General features: G+C 72.4%; 10 protein-coding genes. 7 read left to right on the top strand and 3 right to left on the bottom strand.

Features of this window, described 5'->3' with window-relative positions; genetic code table 11:
- Positions 1 to 7: 7 nt before the first annotated feature.
- The 3 genes from IE316_RS04075 to IE316_RS04085 all read left to right on the top strand — a co-directional run bounded on the left by IE316_RS04075 (position 8) and on the right by IE316_RS04085 (position 5,235).
- Entirely contained in the window at positions 8 to 2,227 is a 2,220-nt protein-coding gene (locus tag IE316_RS04075; RefSeq protein WP_190202682.1) for a bifunctional glycosyltransferase/CDP-glycerol:glycerophosphate glycerophosphotransferase, read from the top strand.
- Positions 2,224 to 3,582 (top strand): hypothetical protein, encoded by a 1,359-nt coding sequence (locus tag IE316_RS04080; RefSeq protein WP_190202683.1) that lies wholly within the window; start codon positions 2,224 to 2,226, stop codon positions 3,580 to 3,582. Before IE316_RS04075 ends, IE316_RS04080 begins: the two co-directional genes overlap by 4 nt.
- 81 nt (positions 3,583 to 3,663) lie before the next feature.
- Positions 3,664 to 5,235: a hypothetical protein gene (locus IE316_RS04085; protein WP_190202684.1), complete on the top strand. Its 1,572-nt coding sequence runs from the start codon at positions 3,664 to 3,666 to the stop codon at positions 5,233 to 5,235.
- Between the two features lie 33 nt (positions 5,236 to 5,268).
- Here the strand turns inward: IE316_RS04085 and IE316_RS04090 are convergent, their stop codons facing one another.
- On the bottom strand, positions 5,269 to 5,682 hold the full coding sequence (locus tag IE316_RS04090) for an organic hydroperoxide resistance protein (protein ID WP_190202685.1): 414 nt from the start codon (positions 5,680 to 5,682) through the stop codon (positions 5,269 to 5,271).
- 117 nt (positions 5,683 to 5,799) lie between these two features.
- Between IE316_RS04090 and IE316_RS04095 the strand changes: the two genes are divergently transcribed.
- Both IE316_RS04095 and galE read left to right on the top strand, forming a co-directional pair.
- Positions 5,800 to 6,249 (top strand): MarR family winged helix-turn-helix transcriptional regulator, encoded by a 450-nt coding sequence (locus tag IE316_RS04095; RefSeq protein WP_190202686.1) that lies wholly within the window; start codon positions 5,800 to 5,802, stop codon positions 6,247 to 6,249.
- Positions 6,250 to 6,386: 137 nt separating this feature from the next.
- The gene (gene galE, locus IE316_RS04100; RefSeq protein ID WP_190202687.1) at positions 6,387 to 7,367 is read left to right on the top strand and encodes a UDP-glucose 4-epimerase GalE; all 981 of its coding nucleotides are present in this window, start codon (positions 6,387 to 6,389) and stop codon (positions 7,365 to 7,367) included.
- Positions 7,368 to 7,460: 93 nt separating this feature from the next.
- Here galE and IE316_RS04105 read toward each other — a convergent pair whose 3' ends face one another.
- Positions 7,461 to 8,087, bottom strand: a complete 627-nt coding sequence (locus tag IE316_RS04105; RefSeq protein ID WP_190202688.1) for a TetR/AcrR family transcriptional regulator — start codon at positions 8,085 to 8,087, stop codon at positions 7,461 to 7,463.
- A gap of 324 nt (positions 8,088 to 8,411) precedes the next feature.
- Here IE316_RS04105 and IE316_RS04110 point away from each other — a divergent pair, with 324 nt between their 5' ends.
- The gene (locus IE316_RS04110; protein WP_190202689.1) at positions 8,412 to 9,335 is read left to right on the top strand and encodes an ABC transporter permease; all 924 of its coding nucleotides are present in this window, start codon (positions 8,412 to 8,414) and stop codon (positions 9,333 to 9,335) included.
- The gene (locus IE316_RS04115; protein WP_308438887.1) at positions 9,328 to 10,305 is read left to right on the top strand and encodes an ABC transporter ATP-binding protein; all 978 of its coding nucleotides are present in this window, start codon (positions 9,328 to 9,330) and stop codon (positions 10,303 to 10,305) included. The genes IE316_RS04110 and IE316_RS04115 overlap by 8 nt, the downstream gene beginning before the upstream one ends.
- A gap of 82 nt (positions 10,306 to 10,387) precedes the next feature.
- On the opposite strand, the gene IE316_RS04120 is transcribed toward IE316_RS04115, so the two are convergent.
- Entirely contained in the window at positions 10,388 to 15,337 is a 4,950-nt protein-coding gene (locus tag IE316_RS04120) for an NAD-glutamate dehydrogenase (protein ID WP_190202690.1), read from the bottom strand.
- Between the last annotated feature and the right edge of the window lie 76 nt (positions 15,338 to 15,413).

A 15,413-nucleotide genomic window follows, 5' to 3' on the forward strand; every position in this document is an offset into this window, starting at 1 on the left:
ACCCGAAGTGCCCCGCTTCACCGTCATCATCCCCTGCTACAAGGTGCAGGGCTTCCTGCGCGAGTGCCTCGACTCGGTCCTGGGGCAGTGCCACCGGGACATCGAGGTGATCGCCGTCGACGACTGCTCCCCGGACGGCTCCGGCGCGATCCTGGACGAGTACGCGGCCCGCGACGACCGGGTGCGGGTGCTGCACCTGGCGGAGAACGCCGGCCTCGGCCGGGCCCGCAACGCCGGGCTGCCGCACGCCACCGGCGACTACCTGCTCTTCCTGGACAGCGACGACACGCTCACCCCGGGCGCGCTGCGCGCCCTGGCCGACCGGCTCACCGAGACCGGCGACCCGGACGTGCTGGTCTTCGACTACGCCCGCACCTACTGGTGGGGCGGCACCCGGCGCAACGTCCTCGCGCACGTCCTCACCGAGGCCGGGGACGGCACCTTCACGGCCGCCGAGCACCCCGAGATCCTCGACCTGCTGATGGTGGTCTGGAACAAGGTCTACCGGCGCGGCTTCGTCGAGGCCGGCGGCTTCACCTTCCCGCCCGGCTACTACGAGGACACGCCCTGGACCTTCCCGGTGCTGCTCAGCGCCGAGCGGATCGCCGTGCTGGACCGGATCTGCCTGAACTACCGGCAGCGCCGCCAGGGCAACATCCTGTCCACCACCAGCCGCAAGCACTTCGACGTCCACCAGCAGTACGAGCGGGTCTTCGCCTTCCTCGACCAGCGGCCGGAGCTGGCGTCCTGGCGGCCGTTCCTGCACGCCAAGATGGGCGAGCACTGCCTGGACATCCTCGCCAAGCCGGACCGGCTGCCCCCGTCCGACAAGGCCGAGTTCTTCCACCGCACCGCCGAGCTGTTTCGCGCGCACAAACCGGAGGGCGCCCGGGTCCCGGCCGAACTGCGCGTCCTGGAGCAGGGCTACGCCGTCTACCAGGCCCGCAGGCAGACCGGCCGGGCCACCCGCGAGCTGGGGCGCCGGGCGCGCCGGGTCCGTACGGCGGCGGCCGGGAAGCTGGGCCGCGTCCGGTCGGCGGCGCGGGCCTACCGGCCGCTGGACCCGGACCTCGCGGTGTACTCGGCCTTCTCCCACCGGGGCGTGCTCGGCGACCCCGCGGCGATCTACCACGCGGCCCGCCGGATCGCCCCGGGGCTGCGCGGGGTGTGGGTGCTCAAGGACGAGGAGCAGGTGCCGCTGCTCCCGGCGGACGTGGAGCACGTCCTCCTCGGCAGCGCGGCCTACCGCCGGGTCACCGAACGGGCCACGTACTTCGTCAACAACGTCAACTGGCCCGGGGCGGTGCGCAAGCGGCCCGGCAGCGTCCACATCCACACCCACCAGGGCACCCCGCTGAAGTACATGGGCGCCGACCTGCTGGACAAGCCCGGCGCCCGGTACGGCGTCGACGTACCGCAGATGCTGCGCCGCGCCGACCGCTGGGTCTACAGCCTGGTCGCCAACCTGCACTCCGAGCGCGTCTGGGAGCGGGCCTACCCCTGCCACTTCACCTCGGCGCGCACCGGCAGCCCCCGCAACGACGCCCTGGTGCGGGCCCGCCCCGGGGACGGGGCCGCTTTCCGGCTGCGGCACGGCATCCCGGCGGAGCACACCGTCGTGCTGTACGCGCCGACCCGCCGCGACTACCGGCGCGGCGGCCACGTCGACCGCTTCGACCCGGCCCGGCTCGCCGCCGACCTCGGCGCGGGCCACACCCTGGTGGTCCGCCTCCACCCGTCCCTGGCCACCGGCCCCGCCCGCGGCTTCGGCCTGGCCGAGCTGCACCGGCGCGGCGTCCTCGTCGACGCCACCGGGGAACCGCACGTCGAGGAGGTGATGCTCGCCGCCGACGTGCTGATCACCGACTACTCCGCCCTGATGTTCGACTACGCCAACCTGGACCGGCCGATCGTCGTGCACGCCGACGACTGGGCGGCGTACGCGGCCAGCCGGGGCGCCTACTTCGACATCACCGCCGAGGCGCCGGGCCCGGTGACCCGCTCCTACCCCGAACTGGCCCGGCTGCTGGCCTCGGGCAACTGGCGGGACGAGGAGTCCGGGCGGCGGCGGGCGGCGTTCCGGGAACGGTTCTGCCAGTTCGACGACGGGCGGGCCGCCGAGCGGGTGGTGCGCACCCTGATGCTGGGCGAGCCGATGCCGGACCCGGCCTCCGCCCCCGGCGGCCGGGCCGTCGCCGCCGGCCACGACCTGCTGACCTCGTCGTGAGGCCGCGCACCTGGGTGCTGCTGCTGGCCGCCGCCTTCGCCGTGCTGCAACTGGCCAACGTCACCGGCCGGGACACCCCCGACAGCAAGAACTACCTCTCGTACGCCCTGAGCCTGTCCGGCGAGGGCAAGCGGGGCGCGGCGGCGGGCGCCATCGAGCACTACTGCGCCAGCGTGGCGGCGAGCGCCAAGCGGGCGCAGAGCGTGCACGTGGTGCGGTTCCACCGCGCCGACCCCACCGCCGCCGTGACGGCCGACTGCCGGGAACGGGAGTGGCGGAACGTGGAGCGGCGGCTCGCGGACGGGCAGACCGGCGGGCACACGGTGCCGTTCATGCCGGAACGATTCATGCGGATCTTCGAGGTGCGGCCGGGCTACCCGCTGTACCTGGTGCCGTTCCTCACCGTCCTCGGCGTGACCTGGGGGGTGTGGGCGGCGAGCGTGGTGGTCGCGGTCGCGGGCGGGGTGCTGGTCTTCCTGATCCTGCGCACCCTGGCGGTGTCCGTACCGCTCGCCCTGACCGGACAGGCCCTGTACTACGCCCTGCCGTGCGGGACGACCGCGATGCGCCCCATGACGGAGGGGCTGCTGCTGGCCCTGACGCTGACGGCGGTGTGGGGGTGCGCGGTGGTGCTGCGGGGTGGGCGCGGGGGCCGGGGAGCAGGGGGTGAGGGCGTGCGGGCCGCGTACGCCGGGCGCGAGCGGGCGGCGCAGGCGCGGGGCCGGGGCGCGCGGGGCGGGTACGCGTTGGTGGGTGGGTCGCTCGCGCTGCTGTTCGCGGTCAAGCACTCCCAGGCGCTCTTCCTCGGCGTCTGTCTGGCCGCGGCGGGCGCGGCGGTCGCCCTGTGGCGTCACCGGCGGGGCCGGCCGCCCGGCCGGGACGTGCTGGCGCTGGCGGCGACGGGCCTGGGCGCCGCCCTGCTCACCGCGGCCCTGGCCCGGCTGCTGCACTACCCCTCCGAGTCGGAGAGCCTCCAGGACCTGCTCACCGGCCACTTCGCCCGGCCCGACCGGGCGGACCCCTGGCCGGAGTTCCTCCAGTTGCAGGGCAACTTCTGGCTGGAGTGGACCCGCCGCCAGTGCCGCGAGCCGCTGTTCGCCGCGGCGCTGCTGGCGGGGGCGTGGGGCGCGCTGCGGCGGCCCGCGTTCGGCGCGTTCCTGGTCGGGGCGGCGTTCACCGGCATCCTCACCCAGGCCGGGCACCCCGACATCAACATCTGGGGCGAGCGGCTGATCGTGCTGGCCTGGCTGCTGCCGGCCGTGGGGCTGCCGCTGCTGCTGGAGCCGGCCGGACGCGGCCGGGTGCCGCTGCCGGCCCAGGGGCCCACCGGCCGGACGGCCCGCGCGATCACCTGATGGGGTGACCTGGGGTCATGCCGCTGACGCGGCCGGGAACATACCGCAAATGCCCCAGACGCTCCCCTTGCGATCAGTCCGGTGAGCGCCGGAGTCCTCGTCCGGCGGACCGTGCGCGGCGCGACGGCGCTGTGCGGCGGCGGCACCTGGCGCCCCACCCCGTACCAGGTGTTCGGTTTCCTGTTCTTCCTGGTGATGTCGCTGGCCTACTGGCGGGTGCCGCTGTGCTGCGACGCCGGGCAGCACGCCGCCGTGGTCGAACGCCTCAAGGCGCACCTGCTGCGCCCCCGGCACCCGATGGCCGACCTGCCCGGCGCGGGCAGCGCGTACTACTCCCCGTACGCCGTCGCCGAGGGCGCCCTCGCCCGGCTGACCGGGCTGAGCGGCTGGGCGGTGGTGCGGCTGGCCGGTCCGGTGAACCTGCTGGTGCTGCTCACCGGCATCGGCCGGTTCGTCCGGGTGCTGTCGCCCCGGCCGTGGGCGCCGGTGCTGGCGCTGGCCGCGATGACGCTGCTGTGGGGCACCGAACGGGCCTGGTGGAGCGGCTACCTGGGCCTGATGTCCCTGACCGGCAACCTCGGCTATCCGTCCACCTGTGCGATCGGCCTGACCTTCTGGGCCTGGTCGCTGACCGGCCCCCGGGCCCGCGACACCCGCCGGGTGCGGTACGTGGGCCCCAGCGGCCTGCGCGGCTTCGCGGGGTACGCCGGGGTGGGCGCGCTGTACGGGCTGATCGCGCTGGTCCACCCGATCACCGCGGTGGCGGCGGTGATCGGCGCGGTGGCGCTGGTCGCCGGGTGGCAGCGGCGCTGGGACCGGGCGGTGCTGGGCCGCTGGGCGGTGACGGCGGCGACGGCCCTGGCGGTCGCACTGTCCTGGCCCTGGTACGACGTGCTCACGCTGGCCGGGAACGACAGCGTGGACGGGATGCACCGCGTCCTCTACCTGCGTCTCGCCGGGCAGTTCTGGCTGGCCGTGGCGGTCGGGCTGCCGGCGCTGTGGCTGCGCGGACGCCGCTCGGCCCGGGACCCGCTCGTGCTGATGTTCGCCCTGGACTGCCTGGTGGTGGCGTACGGCTGGGTCAGCGGCCACTACACCTACGGCCGCATCCTCGGGCTGACCCTGGTGCCGCTCCAGTTCGCCCTCGCGGTGGAGCTGGCGGCGCCCCGGCCGTGGCGGGCGGGGCGGAGGGTGCTCGGGTGCGCGGCGGCGGCCGGGGCCTGCCTCGGGTTCCTCACCGTGCAGGCGGGGGCGGTGGTGCCGCGCGCCCTCGACCCGGTCGGCTTCCTGCAGCCGCCGCACTGGCCGACGTACACCTGGGCGGCCCGGCACATGGCGCCGGGCGAGGTGGTGATCACCGACGGCTACTACGCCGTGCACGCCATCGCCGGGTACGGGCCGAACCTGGCCGCGCCCGCCTGGCCCGACCCGTCCCTCGACGAGCGGGAGCGCAGGCGGCGCCTGGCCGACGTGGCCGCCTATCTCGCCGGTGACTCCACCCGCGCCGAGCGGGCCGCCATCGCCCGCCGCTACGACGTGCGCTGGCTGCTGCTGACGCGCTGGCACCCGGTGCCCGAGGAGGCGGTGGTGGTGGCGTGGAGCAGGCGGACGGGGGAGGTGCTGGCGCGGGTGGGTAACCGGGACCAGCGGTGACCGGTGCCGTCCTCCGTCCGTGCCCGGTCGCCGTTACTCGATGACGAGGTCGACCGGGATGTTGCCGCGGGTGGCGTTGGAGTACGGGCAGACCTGGTGGGCCTGCTCGACCAGCTTGCGGCCGGTCTCCTCGTCGAGGCCGTCGGGCAGCTCGACGCGGAGGGTGACGGCGAGCGCGAAGCCCTCGCCCTCCTTGCCGAGGACCACCTCGGCGGTCACGGCGGCGTCGCTGACGTCGACCTTGGCCTGGCGGCCGACGACACCGAGGGCGCTGCCGAAGCAGGCCGCGTACCCGGCGGCGAACAACTGCTCCGGGTTGGTGCCCCGTCCGTCGCCGCCCAGCTCGACCGGGGCGCTGAGGTCGAGGTCCAGCTTGCCGTCGGAGGTGACGGCGCGGCCCTCGCGGCCGTGGGTGGCGGTGGCTGCGGCGGTGTAGAGCGGGTTCATGGCAAACCGTCCTCGAAGGGGAGAGGTGTCCTGACGACCTGACGGACTCCAGTAGAGCACGCAATTGAGTTGTGCGCAATTGAATTGCTCATCGGCCCGTGCGGCTACCCTGGAGGCATGACCACGCCCGCAGCGGACTGGCTCCGCCTCGACCAGCAGATCTGCTTCTCGCTGAACGCCGCCTCGCGCGCCTTCGGCGGCGTCTACCGCGTGATCCTCAAGGACCTCGGGCTGACCTACCCGCAGTACCTGGTGATGCTGGTGCTCTGGGAGCACGGCGAGCTGCCGGTGAAGCGGCTCGGCGAACATCTGCGGCTCGACTCCGGCACGCTGTCGCCCCTGCTCAAGCGGCTGGAGGCGGCCGGGCTGGTGCAGCGGGAGCGCAGCGCGCACGACGAGCGCTCGGTGCGGGTGCGGCCCACCGGGGAGGGCCTCGCGCTGCGCGAGCGGGCGGCGGAGGTGCCCCGCCGGATCGCCGCCGCGACCGGCTTCGACCTCGACGAGATCCAGGACCTGCGCGCCCGCCTGGACCGGCTCACCGCCGCCCTGGACTCGGCCACGCCCTGAGGCTCCCGCCCGGGCCCGGACCGCGGGGCGCCACCATGATCGTCCGCGGCAGTTGCCAGCGCCTGGTTGACTGAGGGCGACCACCACTGGATCACCATTGCACCAGGCCCTGTGCAACTGACGAGGGGACGGCCACCATGACCTGGCTGATCACCGGCGGCGCCGGTTACATCGGAGCGCACGTCGTACGGGCGTTCACCGAGGCGGACGAACAGGCGGTGGTGTACGACGACCTGTCCACCGGCATCGCCGAGCGCGTGCCCGACGGCGTCCCCCTGGTGGTGGGCTCCATCCTGGACGGCGAACGGGTCCGCCGCGCCCTCACCGACCACCACGTCACCGGCGTCGTCCACCTCGCGGCGAAGAAGCAGGTCGGCGAGTCGATGGAGCAGCCGCTGCGCTACTACCGGGACAACGTCGAGGGCCTGCGCGTCCTGCTGGAGGCGGTCACCGCGGCCGGGGTGCCCTCGTTCGTCTTCTCGTCCTCGGCGGCGGTGTACGGGATGCCGGACGTGGACCTGGTCACCGAGGAGACGCCCTGCGTGCCGCTGTCGCCCTACGGCGAGACCAAGCTCGCGGGCGAGTGGCTGGTCCGCGCCACCGGCCGGGCCACGGGACTGTCCACGGCGTCGCTGCGCTACTTCAACGTGGCCGGCGCGGGCGCCCCCGAGCTGGCCGACACCGGCGTCTCCAACCTGGTCCCCATGGTCTTCGAGCAACTGACCGCGGGCGCGCCCCCGCGCATCTTCGGCGACGACTACCCGACCCCCGACGGCACCTGCGTACGGGACTACATCCACGTCCTGGACGTGGCCGACGCCCACGTCGCCGCCGCCCGCGCGCTGCGCTCCGCGCCGGGCACCGCCCTCACCCTGAACATCGGACGCGGCGAGGGCGTCTCCGTCCGCGAGATGATCGACCGCGTCAACGCCGTCACCGGTCACGAGCGGCCTCCGGCGGTCACCGACCGCCGCCCCGGCGACCCGGCCCGCGTCGTCGCCTCCGCCGACCGGGCCGCCGCCGAACTGGGCTGGAAGGCCAAGTACGACGTCCAGGACATGATCACGTCGGCGTGGGCAGGCTGGCTCCACCGGCACCCGGAGGCGGGCCGGGACTGAGCGTGCGGCGGGGGGCGGGGCGAGGCCGGGGGGCGTGTCGGCGCCTACGACGGCTCCTGGGCGCCCCGGGCGCCCACAGCCGCCACCGCGCGGCTACAGCGCCTTGAGGGCCGCCGCCGTCGAGCGGGTCAGGGCCGCCAGGTAGCCCTTGGGCAGCTTCCGGTCGCGGATCACGACCGAGCGCCAGTACAGCGGCCCCGAGATCAGGTCGAGGGCCAGGTCCTCGTCGAAGTCGTCGCGGAGCTCACCGCGCCGGTCCGCCGCCGCCAGGATCTTGCTGGCGACGCCCTCCTGGCCCTCGCGCAGGGCCTTCTGCAGGGCCTCGGCGATCTCGGGGTTGCGGGCCGCCTCGGCCTGGAGGTCGGGGATGATCTGCGAGGCGACCGGGTGCCGCAGCGCCCGGGACGTCACCTCGTACAGCAGCCGCAGGTCGCCCTCCAGGGTGCCGGTGTCCGGCGCGGGCAGGCCCTGCACCGCGAGCGCGGAGACGATGTCCAGCACGAGGTGCAGTTTGGAGCGCCAGCGCCGGTACACCGCGGTCTTGCCCACACCCGCGCGGCGCGCGATCCCCTCGATGGACATCCGCGCGTAGCCGACCGCCGCGAGTTCCTCGAAGACGGCCGCCCGGATGGCTTCCGTCACCTCCTGGCGCAGTACGGCCGCCCCCGCGGGGGCCCGGCGGCGCGGAGGCGACTGGGGCTCGTCGGGGTTCGTCGTCATGCGTACCAAGCATAGGGGCGTTGCGACGAAACGGTTGCGTTCCGACGTCGGGAGGGTGACGACGAAACGGTTGCGTTCCGGCGACGCGGACGTCACGACGGGACGGGCCCGTCCCGACCGACACGCTCACGTTCCGCCGGTCGACGGGCGTCACGACGATACGGTCGCGTCCCGGCGCTGCCCGCGTTACGACGAAACGGTTGCGTTCCGACGTCGACTGGTCGTACGCTCCCGTTGCGACGATACGGTGCCGTCCCGACGTAATCCACCGTGATCGTCCGCGCACTCCCCGTCTCGCCCCTCCCCCGAGCGAAAGCAGCGGATGTGAGCCAGGTCCTCCACACACCGCCCCCGACGACGGCCCCACCGGCCGCCGAAGAAGACCTCGCGGCCCTCGCCGCCCGGCACGGCCTGTCGGTCAGCGGCGCCCGCCCCTCGCTGCCGGAGTACGTCCGACAGCTCTGGGCGCGCCGGCACTTCATCGGCGCCTTCGCCACCGCCAAGCTCACCGCCCAGTACAGCCAGGCGAAGCTCGGCCAGGTCTGGCAGGTCATGACCCCGCTGCTGAACGCGGCGGTGTACTTCCTGATCTTCGGCGTGCTACTGGGCACCAAGAAGGGCATCCCGGACTACGTTCCGTTCCTGGTGACGGGCGTGTTCATCTGGACCTTCACGCAGAGTTCGATCATGGCGGGCACCCGGGCGATCTCCGGCAACCTCGGCCTGGTGCGGGCGCTGCACTTCCCGCGGGCGGCGCTGCCGGTCTCGTTCTGCCTCCAGCAGTTGCAGCAGTTGCTGTTCTCGATGGCCGCCCTGGTCGTCATCCTGCTGGCCTTCGGCGTGCCGCCGGCCGCCTCCTGGGTGCTGGCGATACCGGCGCTGGTGCTCCAGTTCACGTTCAACGCCGGCGTCTCGATGATCATGGCCCGGCTCGGCGCCAAGCTCCCCGACATCGCCCAGCTCATGCCCTTCGCGCTGCGCACCTGGATGTACGTCTCCGGCGTGATGTGGAGCATCGACCAGCTCGTCGGCAAGCACAGCGACCTGCCGTCCTGGGTCGCCCCCGTGCTCCAGGCCAACCCGGCCGCCGTCTACATCGACCTGATGCGGTTCGCCCTCATCGACAGCTTCCACGCGAGCCAGCTCCCGGACCACGTGTGGCTGCTCGCCCTGGGCTGGGCGCTGCTGGCCGGCGTCGGCGGCTTCATCTACTTCTGGAAGGCTGAGGAGACGTACGGCCGTGGCTGACACGACGAGCATGACGACGAACCCGAACACACACCCGAACCCGCACCCGGCCGCGACGACCGGCACCACCGGCTCCGCCGCCGGCGGCCCGATCCCCACCGTCATCGCCGACCGCGTGGACATCGTCTACCGGGTCAACGGCACCGGCGCCGGCCGCGGTTCCGCCACCGCCGCCCTCAACCGGATGCTGCGCCGCAAGCAGACCGAGAAGGCGTCCGGCGTACGCAAGGTGCACGCGGTGCGGAACGTGTCGTTCACCGCGTACCGGGGTGAGGCGATCGGGCTGATCGGCACCAACGGTTCCGGCAAGTCGACACTGCTCAAGGCCGTCGCGGGCCTGCTGCCGGTGGAGAACGGCCGCATCTACACGGACGGCCAGCCCTCCCTGCTCGGCGTCAACGCGGCGCTGATGAACGACCTGACCGGCGAGCGCAACGTCTACCTCGGCGGCCTCGCCATGGGCATGTCCCGCGAGCAGATCAAGGAGCGCTACCAGGACATCGTCGACTTCTCCGGCATCAACGAGAAGGGCGACTTCATCACCCTCCCGATGCGCACCTACTCCTCCGGCATGGCGGCCCGCCTGCGCTTCTCCATCGCCGCCGCCAAGGACCACGACGTCCTGCTCATCGACGAGGCCCTGGCGACCGGCGACCGCTCCTTCCAGAAGCGTTCGGAGGCCCGCATCCGGGAGCTGCGCAAGCACGCGGGCACGGTCTTCCTGGTCAGCCACAGCAACAAGTCGATCCGCGACACCTGCGACCGGGTGCTGTGGCTGGAGCGCGGCGAGCTGCGGATGGACGGCCCTACGGACGAGGTACTCAAGGAGTACGAGACCTTCACCGGCGGCCCCGACAAGCCGAAGCCGAAGCCCAAGGCCAAGCCGAAGCCCAAGCCCACCCCCGACTCCGCCCCCGCCCAGAGCCAGGCACCCGACTCGACATCCGGACGTACCACCGCATCTCCGTGACCGGTGGTCAGCGCAAGCAGTACAAGTACGCGAACGGCGGCCGCCCCACAGGACGGCCGCCGTTCGCGACAGGACACGAAACCTACGAATGCGTCCGCAGCAGCGTCCGCATCGTCCGCATCGCCACCGACAGGTTGGCCAGATCGAACGCGTCCGAACTGCGGATCTCCTCCAGCGTGGCGCGGGCCCGCCCGAGGATCGCCGCGTTCTTCTGCTCCCACACCTGGAACCGCTGCTCCGGTGTCGACGTGCCGTTGCCCACCGCCAGCACATCGGCGGTGAGCGCGGCGTGCGCCGCGTACAGGTCCTCGCGGATCGCCGCGCGGGCCATGGACTGCCAGCGGTCGGCGCGCGGCAGCTCGCTGATGCGGTCCATGAGCTGGGTGATGGTCAGCCGGTCGGCGAGGTCGTAGTACACCTCGGCGACGTCCAGCGGCTCCTTGCCCATCCGGTCGGCCACCGACACGATGTCCAGCGTCGGGAAGGCCGAGGAGAACCCGGCCACCCGGGTGGCCAGCTCGTCCGGGACGCCGGCGGCGGTCAGCTCGTCATGGATGTGCTGGTACCACTCGGCGTCCGCGCCGCGCAGCAGCTTCGGCAACTGGGACCAGACCTGCTCGACCCGCTCGGTGAAGAACTCCACCGTCTCGGCCAACTGCAACGGCTGCGGCCGGTTGTTGAGCAGCCAGCGGGTGCCGCGCTCGACCAGCCGGCGTGAGTGCAGCCGGATACGGGTGAGGACGGCCGCCTCGACCTTGTTGTCCAGGCTCTCCACCGCGTCCCACACCGGGTACGAGCGGAAGATGGCGCGGGCCGCGGTCTGCGCCCGCACGATCTCCTCCAGCGACGCTCCGGTCTCCTCGCGCAGCCGGTGCAGATACGTTGTACCGCCCGTGTTGACCGTGTCGTTGACCAGCACCGTCGTGGTGATCTCGCGGCGCAGCGGGTGGGTGTCGATCCGGTCGGCGAACTGCTCGCGCAGCGCGGCGGGGAAGTAGGCGTGCAGCAGCCCCTTGAGGTACGGGTCGTCGGGCAGCGAGGTGTGCAGCAGCTCCTCGGCGACCGTGATCTTCGTGTACGCCAGCAGCACGGCCGTCTCGGGACCGGTCAGGCCCCGGCCGCTGCTGAGCCGCTCGCGGATCTGGCGGTCGGTGGGCAGGAACTCCAGCGCCCGGTCGAGGTGCCCCGCGCGCACCAGGTGCTTCATGAAGCGCTGCTGGGCGTGGAGCATGTCCTTGGACTGGGCGAGGGCGTTGGCGATCGCGGTGTTCTGCGCGTAGTTGTTGCGCAGCACCAGGCGGCCCACCTCGTCGGTCATCTGGGCGAGCAGCTTGTTGCGCTGCTTGACGGTCATGTCGCCGTCCGCGACCAGTCCGTTGAGCAGGATCTTGATGTTGACCTCGTGGTCGGAGGTGTCCACGCCCGCGCTGTTGTCGATGGCGTCGGTGTTGACCCGGCCGCCCTGCGCGGCGAACTCGATCCGGCCGAGCTGGGTCAGGCCCAGGTTGCCGCCCTCGCCCACCACCTTGACGCGCAGGTCCTTGCCGTCGACGCGGATGGCGTCGTTGGCCTTGTCGCCGACGTCCCCGTTGGACTCGGTGGACGCCTTGACGTACGTACCGATGCCGCCGTTCCACAGCAGGTCGACCGGGGCCTTGAGGATGGCCTTCATCAGGTCGGCCGGCGTCATCTTGGAGACCTTCTCCTCGATGCCGAGGGCCTCGCGGATGTGCGCGTTGACCGGGACGGCCTTGGCGGTGCGCGGGAAGACCCCGCCGCCGGCCGAGAGCAGCTCCGTGTCGTAGTCCGCCCAGGAGGAGCGGGGCAGTTCGAACAGGCGGCGGCGCTCGGCGTAGGAGGTGGCCGCGTCCGGCTTGGGGTCGATGAAGATGTGCCGGTGGTCGAAGGCGGCGACCAGGCGGATGTGCTCGCTGAGCAGCATGCCGTTGCCGAACACGTCACCGGACATGTCACCGATGCCGACGACCGTGAAGTCCTCGCGCTGGGTGTCCGTGCCCAGCTCCCGGAAGTGCCGCTTGACCGACTCCCAGGCACCGCGCGCGGTGATGCCCATGCCCTTGTGGTCGTAACCGGCCGAGCCACCGGAGGCGAAGGCGTCCCCGAGCCAGAAGTTGTACGTCCCGGCGACCTCGTTGGCGATGTCGGAGAAGGTCGCGGTGCCCTTGTCGGCGGCGACCACCAGGTAGGTGTCGTCCTCGTCGTGCCGGACCACGTCGGCGGGGGGCACGACCTCGCCCGCCACCATGTTGTCGGTGATGTCGAGCAGGGCGGAGATGAACGTCTTGTAGCTGGCGATGCCCTCGGCCATCCAGGCGTCGCGGTCGACGGACGGGTCCGGCAACTGCTTGGCGACGAAGCCGCCCTTGGCGCCGACCGGCACGATGACGGTGTTCTTCACCATCTGCGCCTTGACCAGGCCGAGGATCTCGGTACGGAAGTCCTCCCGGCGGTCGGACCAGCGCAGCCCGCCGCGCGCGACCTTGCCGAACCGCAGGTGGACGCCCTCGACGCGGGGCGAGTACACCCAGATCTCGAACGCCGGGCGGGGCGCCGGGAGGTCGGGGATGGCTTGCGGGTCGAACTTCATGGAGACGTAGTCGTGCGGCCGGCCGTCCGCCGCCTGCTGGAAGAAGTTGGTGCGCAGCGTCGCCTTGATGACGGTGAGGAAGGCCCGCAGAATGCGGTCCTCGTCGAGCGAGGCGACCTGGTCCAGGGCCGCGTCGAGTTCCTCCAGGAGGGCGTCGACGATCTCGTGCCCGGCGCGCTGGCGGTCGGGCGACATCCGCGCCTCGAACAGGGAGACGAGCAGCCGGGTGGTGTGGACGTTGTTGCGGAGGGTGTCCTCCATGTAGTCCTGGCTGAACGTCGAGCCCGCCTGCCGCAGGTACTTGGCGTACGCACGCAGCACCATCGCCTGCCGCCAGGTCAGGCCGGCGCTCAGCACCAGGGCGTTGAAGCCGTCGTTCTCCGCCTTGCCGGTCCAGGTCGCGGCGAACGCGTCCTGGAACCGCTCGCGGGCGTCGTCCCCGAGGTACTCGGCGCCGCCGGCCACCCGCTTCGGCATCCGCAGGCCGAAGTCGTAGATCCAGGCGGTGGTGCGGTCGGCGCAGCGCAGCTCGTACGGCCGCTCGTCGGTGACCTCGACCCCGAGCCGGCTGAGCACCGGCAGGACCTGCGAGAGGGAGACCGAGCCGCCCTTCTGGTAGATCTTGAACCGGCGTTCCTCGGGGGCGGCGCCCACCGGCTCGTACAGGCTGAGCGCGAACGTCCGGTCCTCGCCGAGCCCTTCCAGGTTGCCGAGGTCGGCGACGGCCGAGCGCGGGCTGTGGTCGGCCTTGTAGCCCTCGGGGAAGGCGCTGCCGTAGCGGCGCAGCAGTTCGGCGGAGCGCTCCTCGCCGAACTCGGCGTTCAGCGCCTCGGCGAAGCCGTCGGCCCAGGAGCGGGCGGCCTCCACCAGGCGGGCCTCGATGCGCTCCCTGTCGGCGTCGGACAGCTCCGACAGCTCGGTGCCCTGCGGGACGCGGACGACGAAGTGCAGCCGGGACAGAATCGATTCGGTGTTCCAGGCGGTGAAGTCGACGCTGATGCCGCCGAGTTCCTCCTTGAGGATGTCGATGATCCGCAGTCGGACGCCGGTGGTGTAGCGGTCCCGGGGGAGGTAGACCAGCGCCGAGTAGTACCGGCCGTACTCGTCCTGGCGCAGGTAGAGCCTGAGGCGGCGGCGCTCCTGGAGGTAGAGCACGGAGGTGACGATGGCGCGCAGCTCGTCGACCGGCGTCTGGAACAGCTCGTCGCGCGGGTACGTCTCCAGGATCTGCAGCAGGTCCCGGCCGTCGTGGCTGTTGGGCGAGAACCCGGCCTGCTCCAGCACCTCCTCGACCTTGCGCCGGATGACCGGCACCCGGCGCACGGACTCGGTGTACGCGGCGGAGGAGAACAGGCCGAGGAAGCGCCGCTCCCCGATCACATTGCCGTCGGCGTCGAACTTCTTGACGCCGATGTAGTCCAGGTAGGACGGCCGGTGCACGGTGGCCCGGCTGTTGGCCTTGGTCAGCACCAGCAGCTTGTGCTCGCGGGCCTTGGCGCGGGCGTCGGCGGGCAGCCGCTCGAAGGAGGGGCTGACCGGTTGGCTGTCCTCACCGGCGTGCGGCGGGTCGAAGCGCAAAATGCCCAGGCCGGTGCCGGGGACGGCGGCGAGGGAGTCGTCGGCCCGCAGCTCGTACTCGCGGTAACCGAGGAAGGTGAAGTGGTCGTCGGCCAGCCAGCGCAGCAGCTCGCGGGCCTCCTCCACGTCCGGGGCGCGCAGGTCGGCGGGGGCGGGCTCGGCGGGCAGGCCCTCGGCGAGGCGGACGGCGGCCTCGCGCATCTTGCCCCAGTCCTCGACGGCCTCACGGACGTCGGAGAGCACGCGCACCAGGTCGGCGGTGATCTGCTTGAGGTCGGCGCGGTCGGTCTCGCGGTCGATCTCGACGTGGATCCAGGACTCCACGTGCGCGTCGTGCGGCAGTTCGCCGTGGGCCGGGCCGGGCAGCACCTCGATGAGCCTGCCGGTCACATCGCGCCGCACCACGAACTGCGGGTGGATGACGACGTGGATGCCGCGGCCCTGCCGGGTCAGCTCGTTGGTGACGGAGTCGACGAGGAAGGGCATGTCGTCCGTGACCACCTCGACCACGGTGTGGCTGCACGTCCAGCCGTTCTCCTCGACCGTCGGGGTGTGCACCCGTACGTTGGCCGTGCCCTGCGGGCGGTTCTCGGCCAGCCGGTAGTGCGAGACGGCGGCTCCGAAGACGTCGACCGGCTCGCGGTCGCCGAGGTCCTCCGGGGCCGTGTGCAGGTAGTAGCGCTGGAGGAACGCGAACACGGATTCACGGTCCGGGGTTCCCGGGGTGTCCGGAGTGCCCTTGTCCGTCGTCCCGGTCGGTAGGTGTCCCCCGACCGGGCTGTTCTCAGCTACCCGGGCGGCCCTGTCGAGCAGCTCGGCCTTGGCTTCGTCCAGCTTGGTCTGCATTGTCCTCTGGCTCCTGTCGCGCGCCGTTGCGTGACGTAGAAGGAAAGTACGGTCTCCTGCCTTCCGACGTGACGCC

Source organism: Streptomyces fumanus, from assembly GCF_014655295.1.
Lineage (GTDB): Bacteria > Actinomycetota > Actinomycetes > Streptomycetales > Streptomycetaceae > Streptomyces > Streptomyces fumanus.

Excerpts from the sequence above, each read along its gene's own strand:
- IE316_RS04120 (WP_190202690.1), bottom strand. The coding sequence starts at position 15,337 with ATGCAGACCAAGCTGGACGAAGCCAAGGCCGAGCTGCTCGACAGGGCC.
- galE (WP_190202687.1), top strand. The coding sequence starts at position 6,387 with ATGACCTGGCTGATCACCGGCGGCGCCGGTTACATCGGAGCGCACGTC.
- IE316_RS04105 (WP_190202688.1), bottom strand. The coding sequence starts at position 8,087 with ATGACGACGAACCCCGACGAGCCCCAGTCGCCTCCGCGCCGCCGGGCC.
- IE316_RS04095 (WP_190202686.1), top strand. The coding sequence starts at position 5,800 with ATGACCACGCCCGCAGCGGACTGGCTCCGCCTCGACCAGCAGATCTGC.
- IE316_RS04090 (WP_190202685.1), bottom strand. The coding sequence starts at position 5,682 with ATGAACCCGCTCTACACCGCCGCAGCCACCGCCACCCACGGCCGCGAG.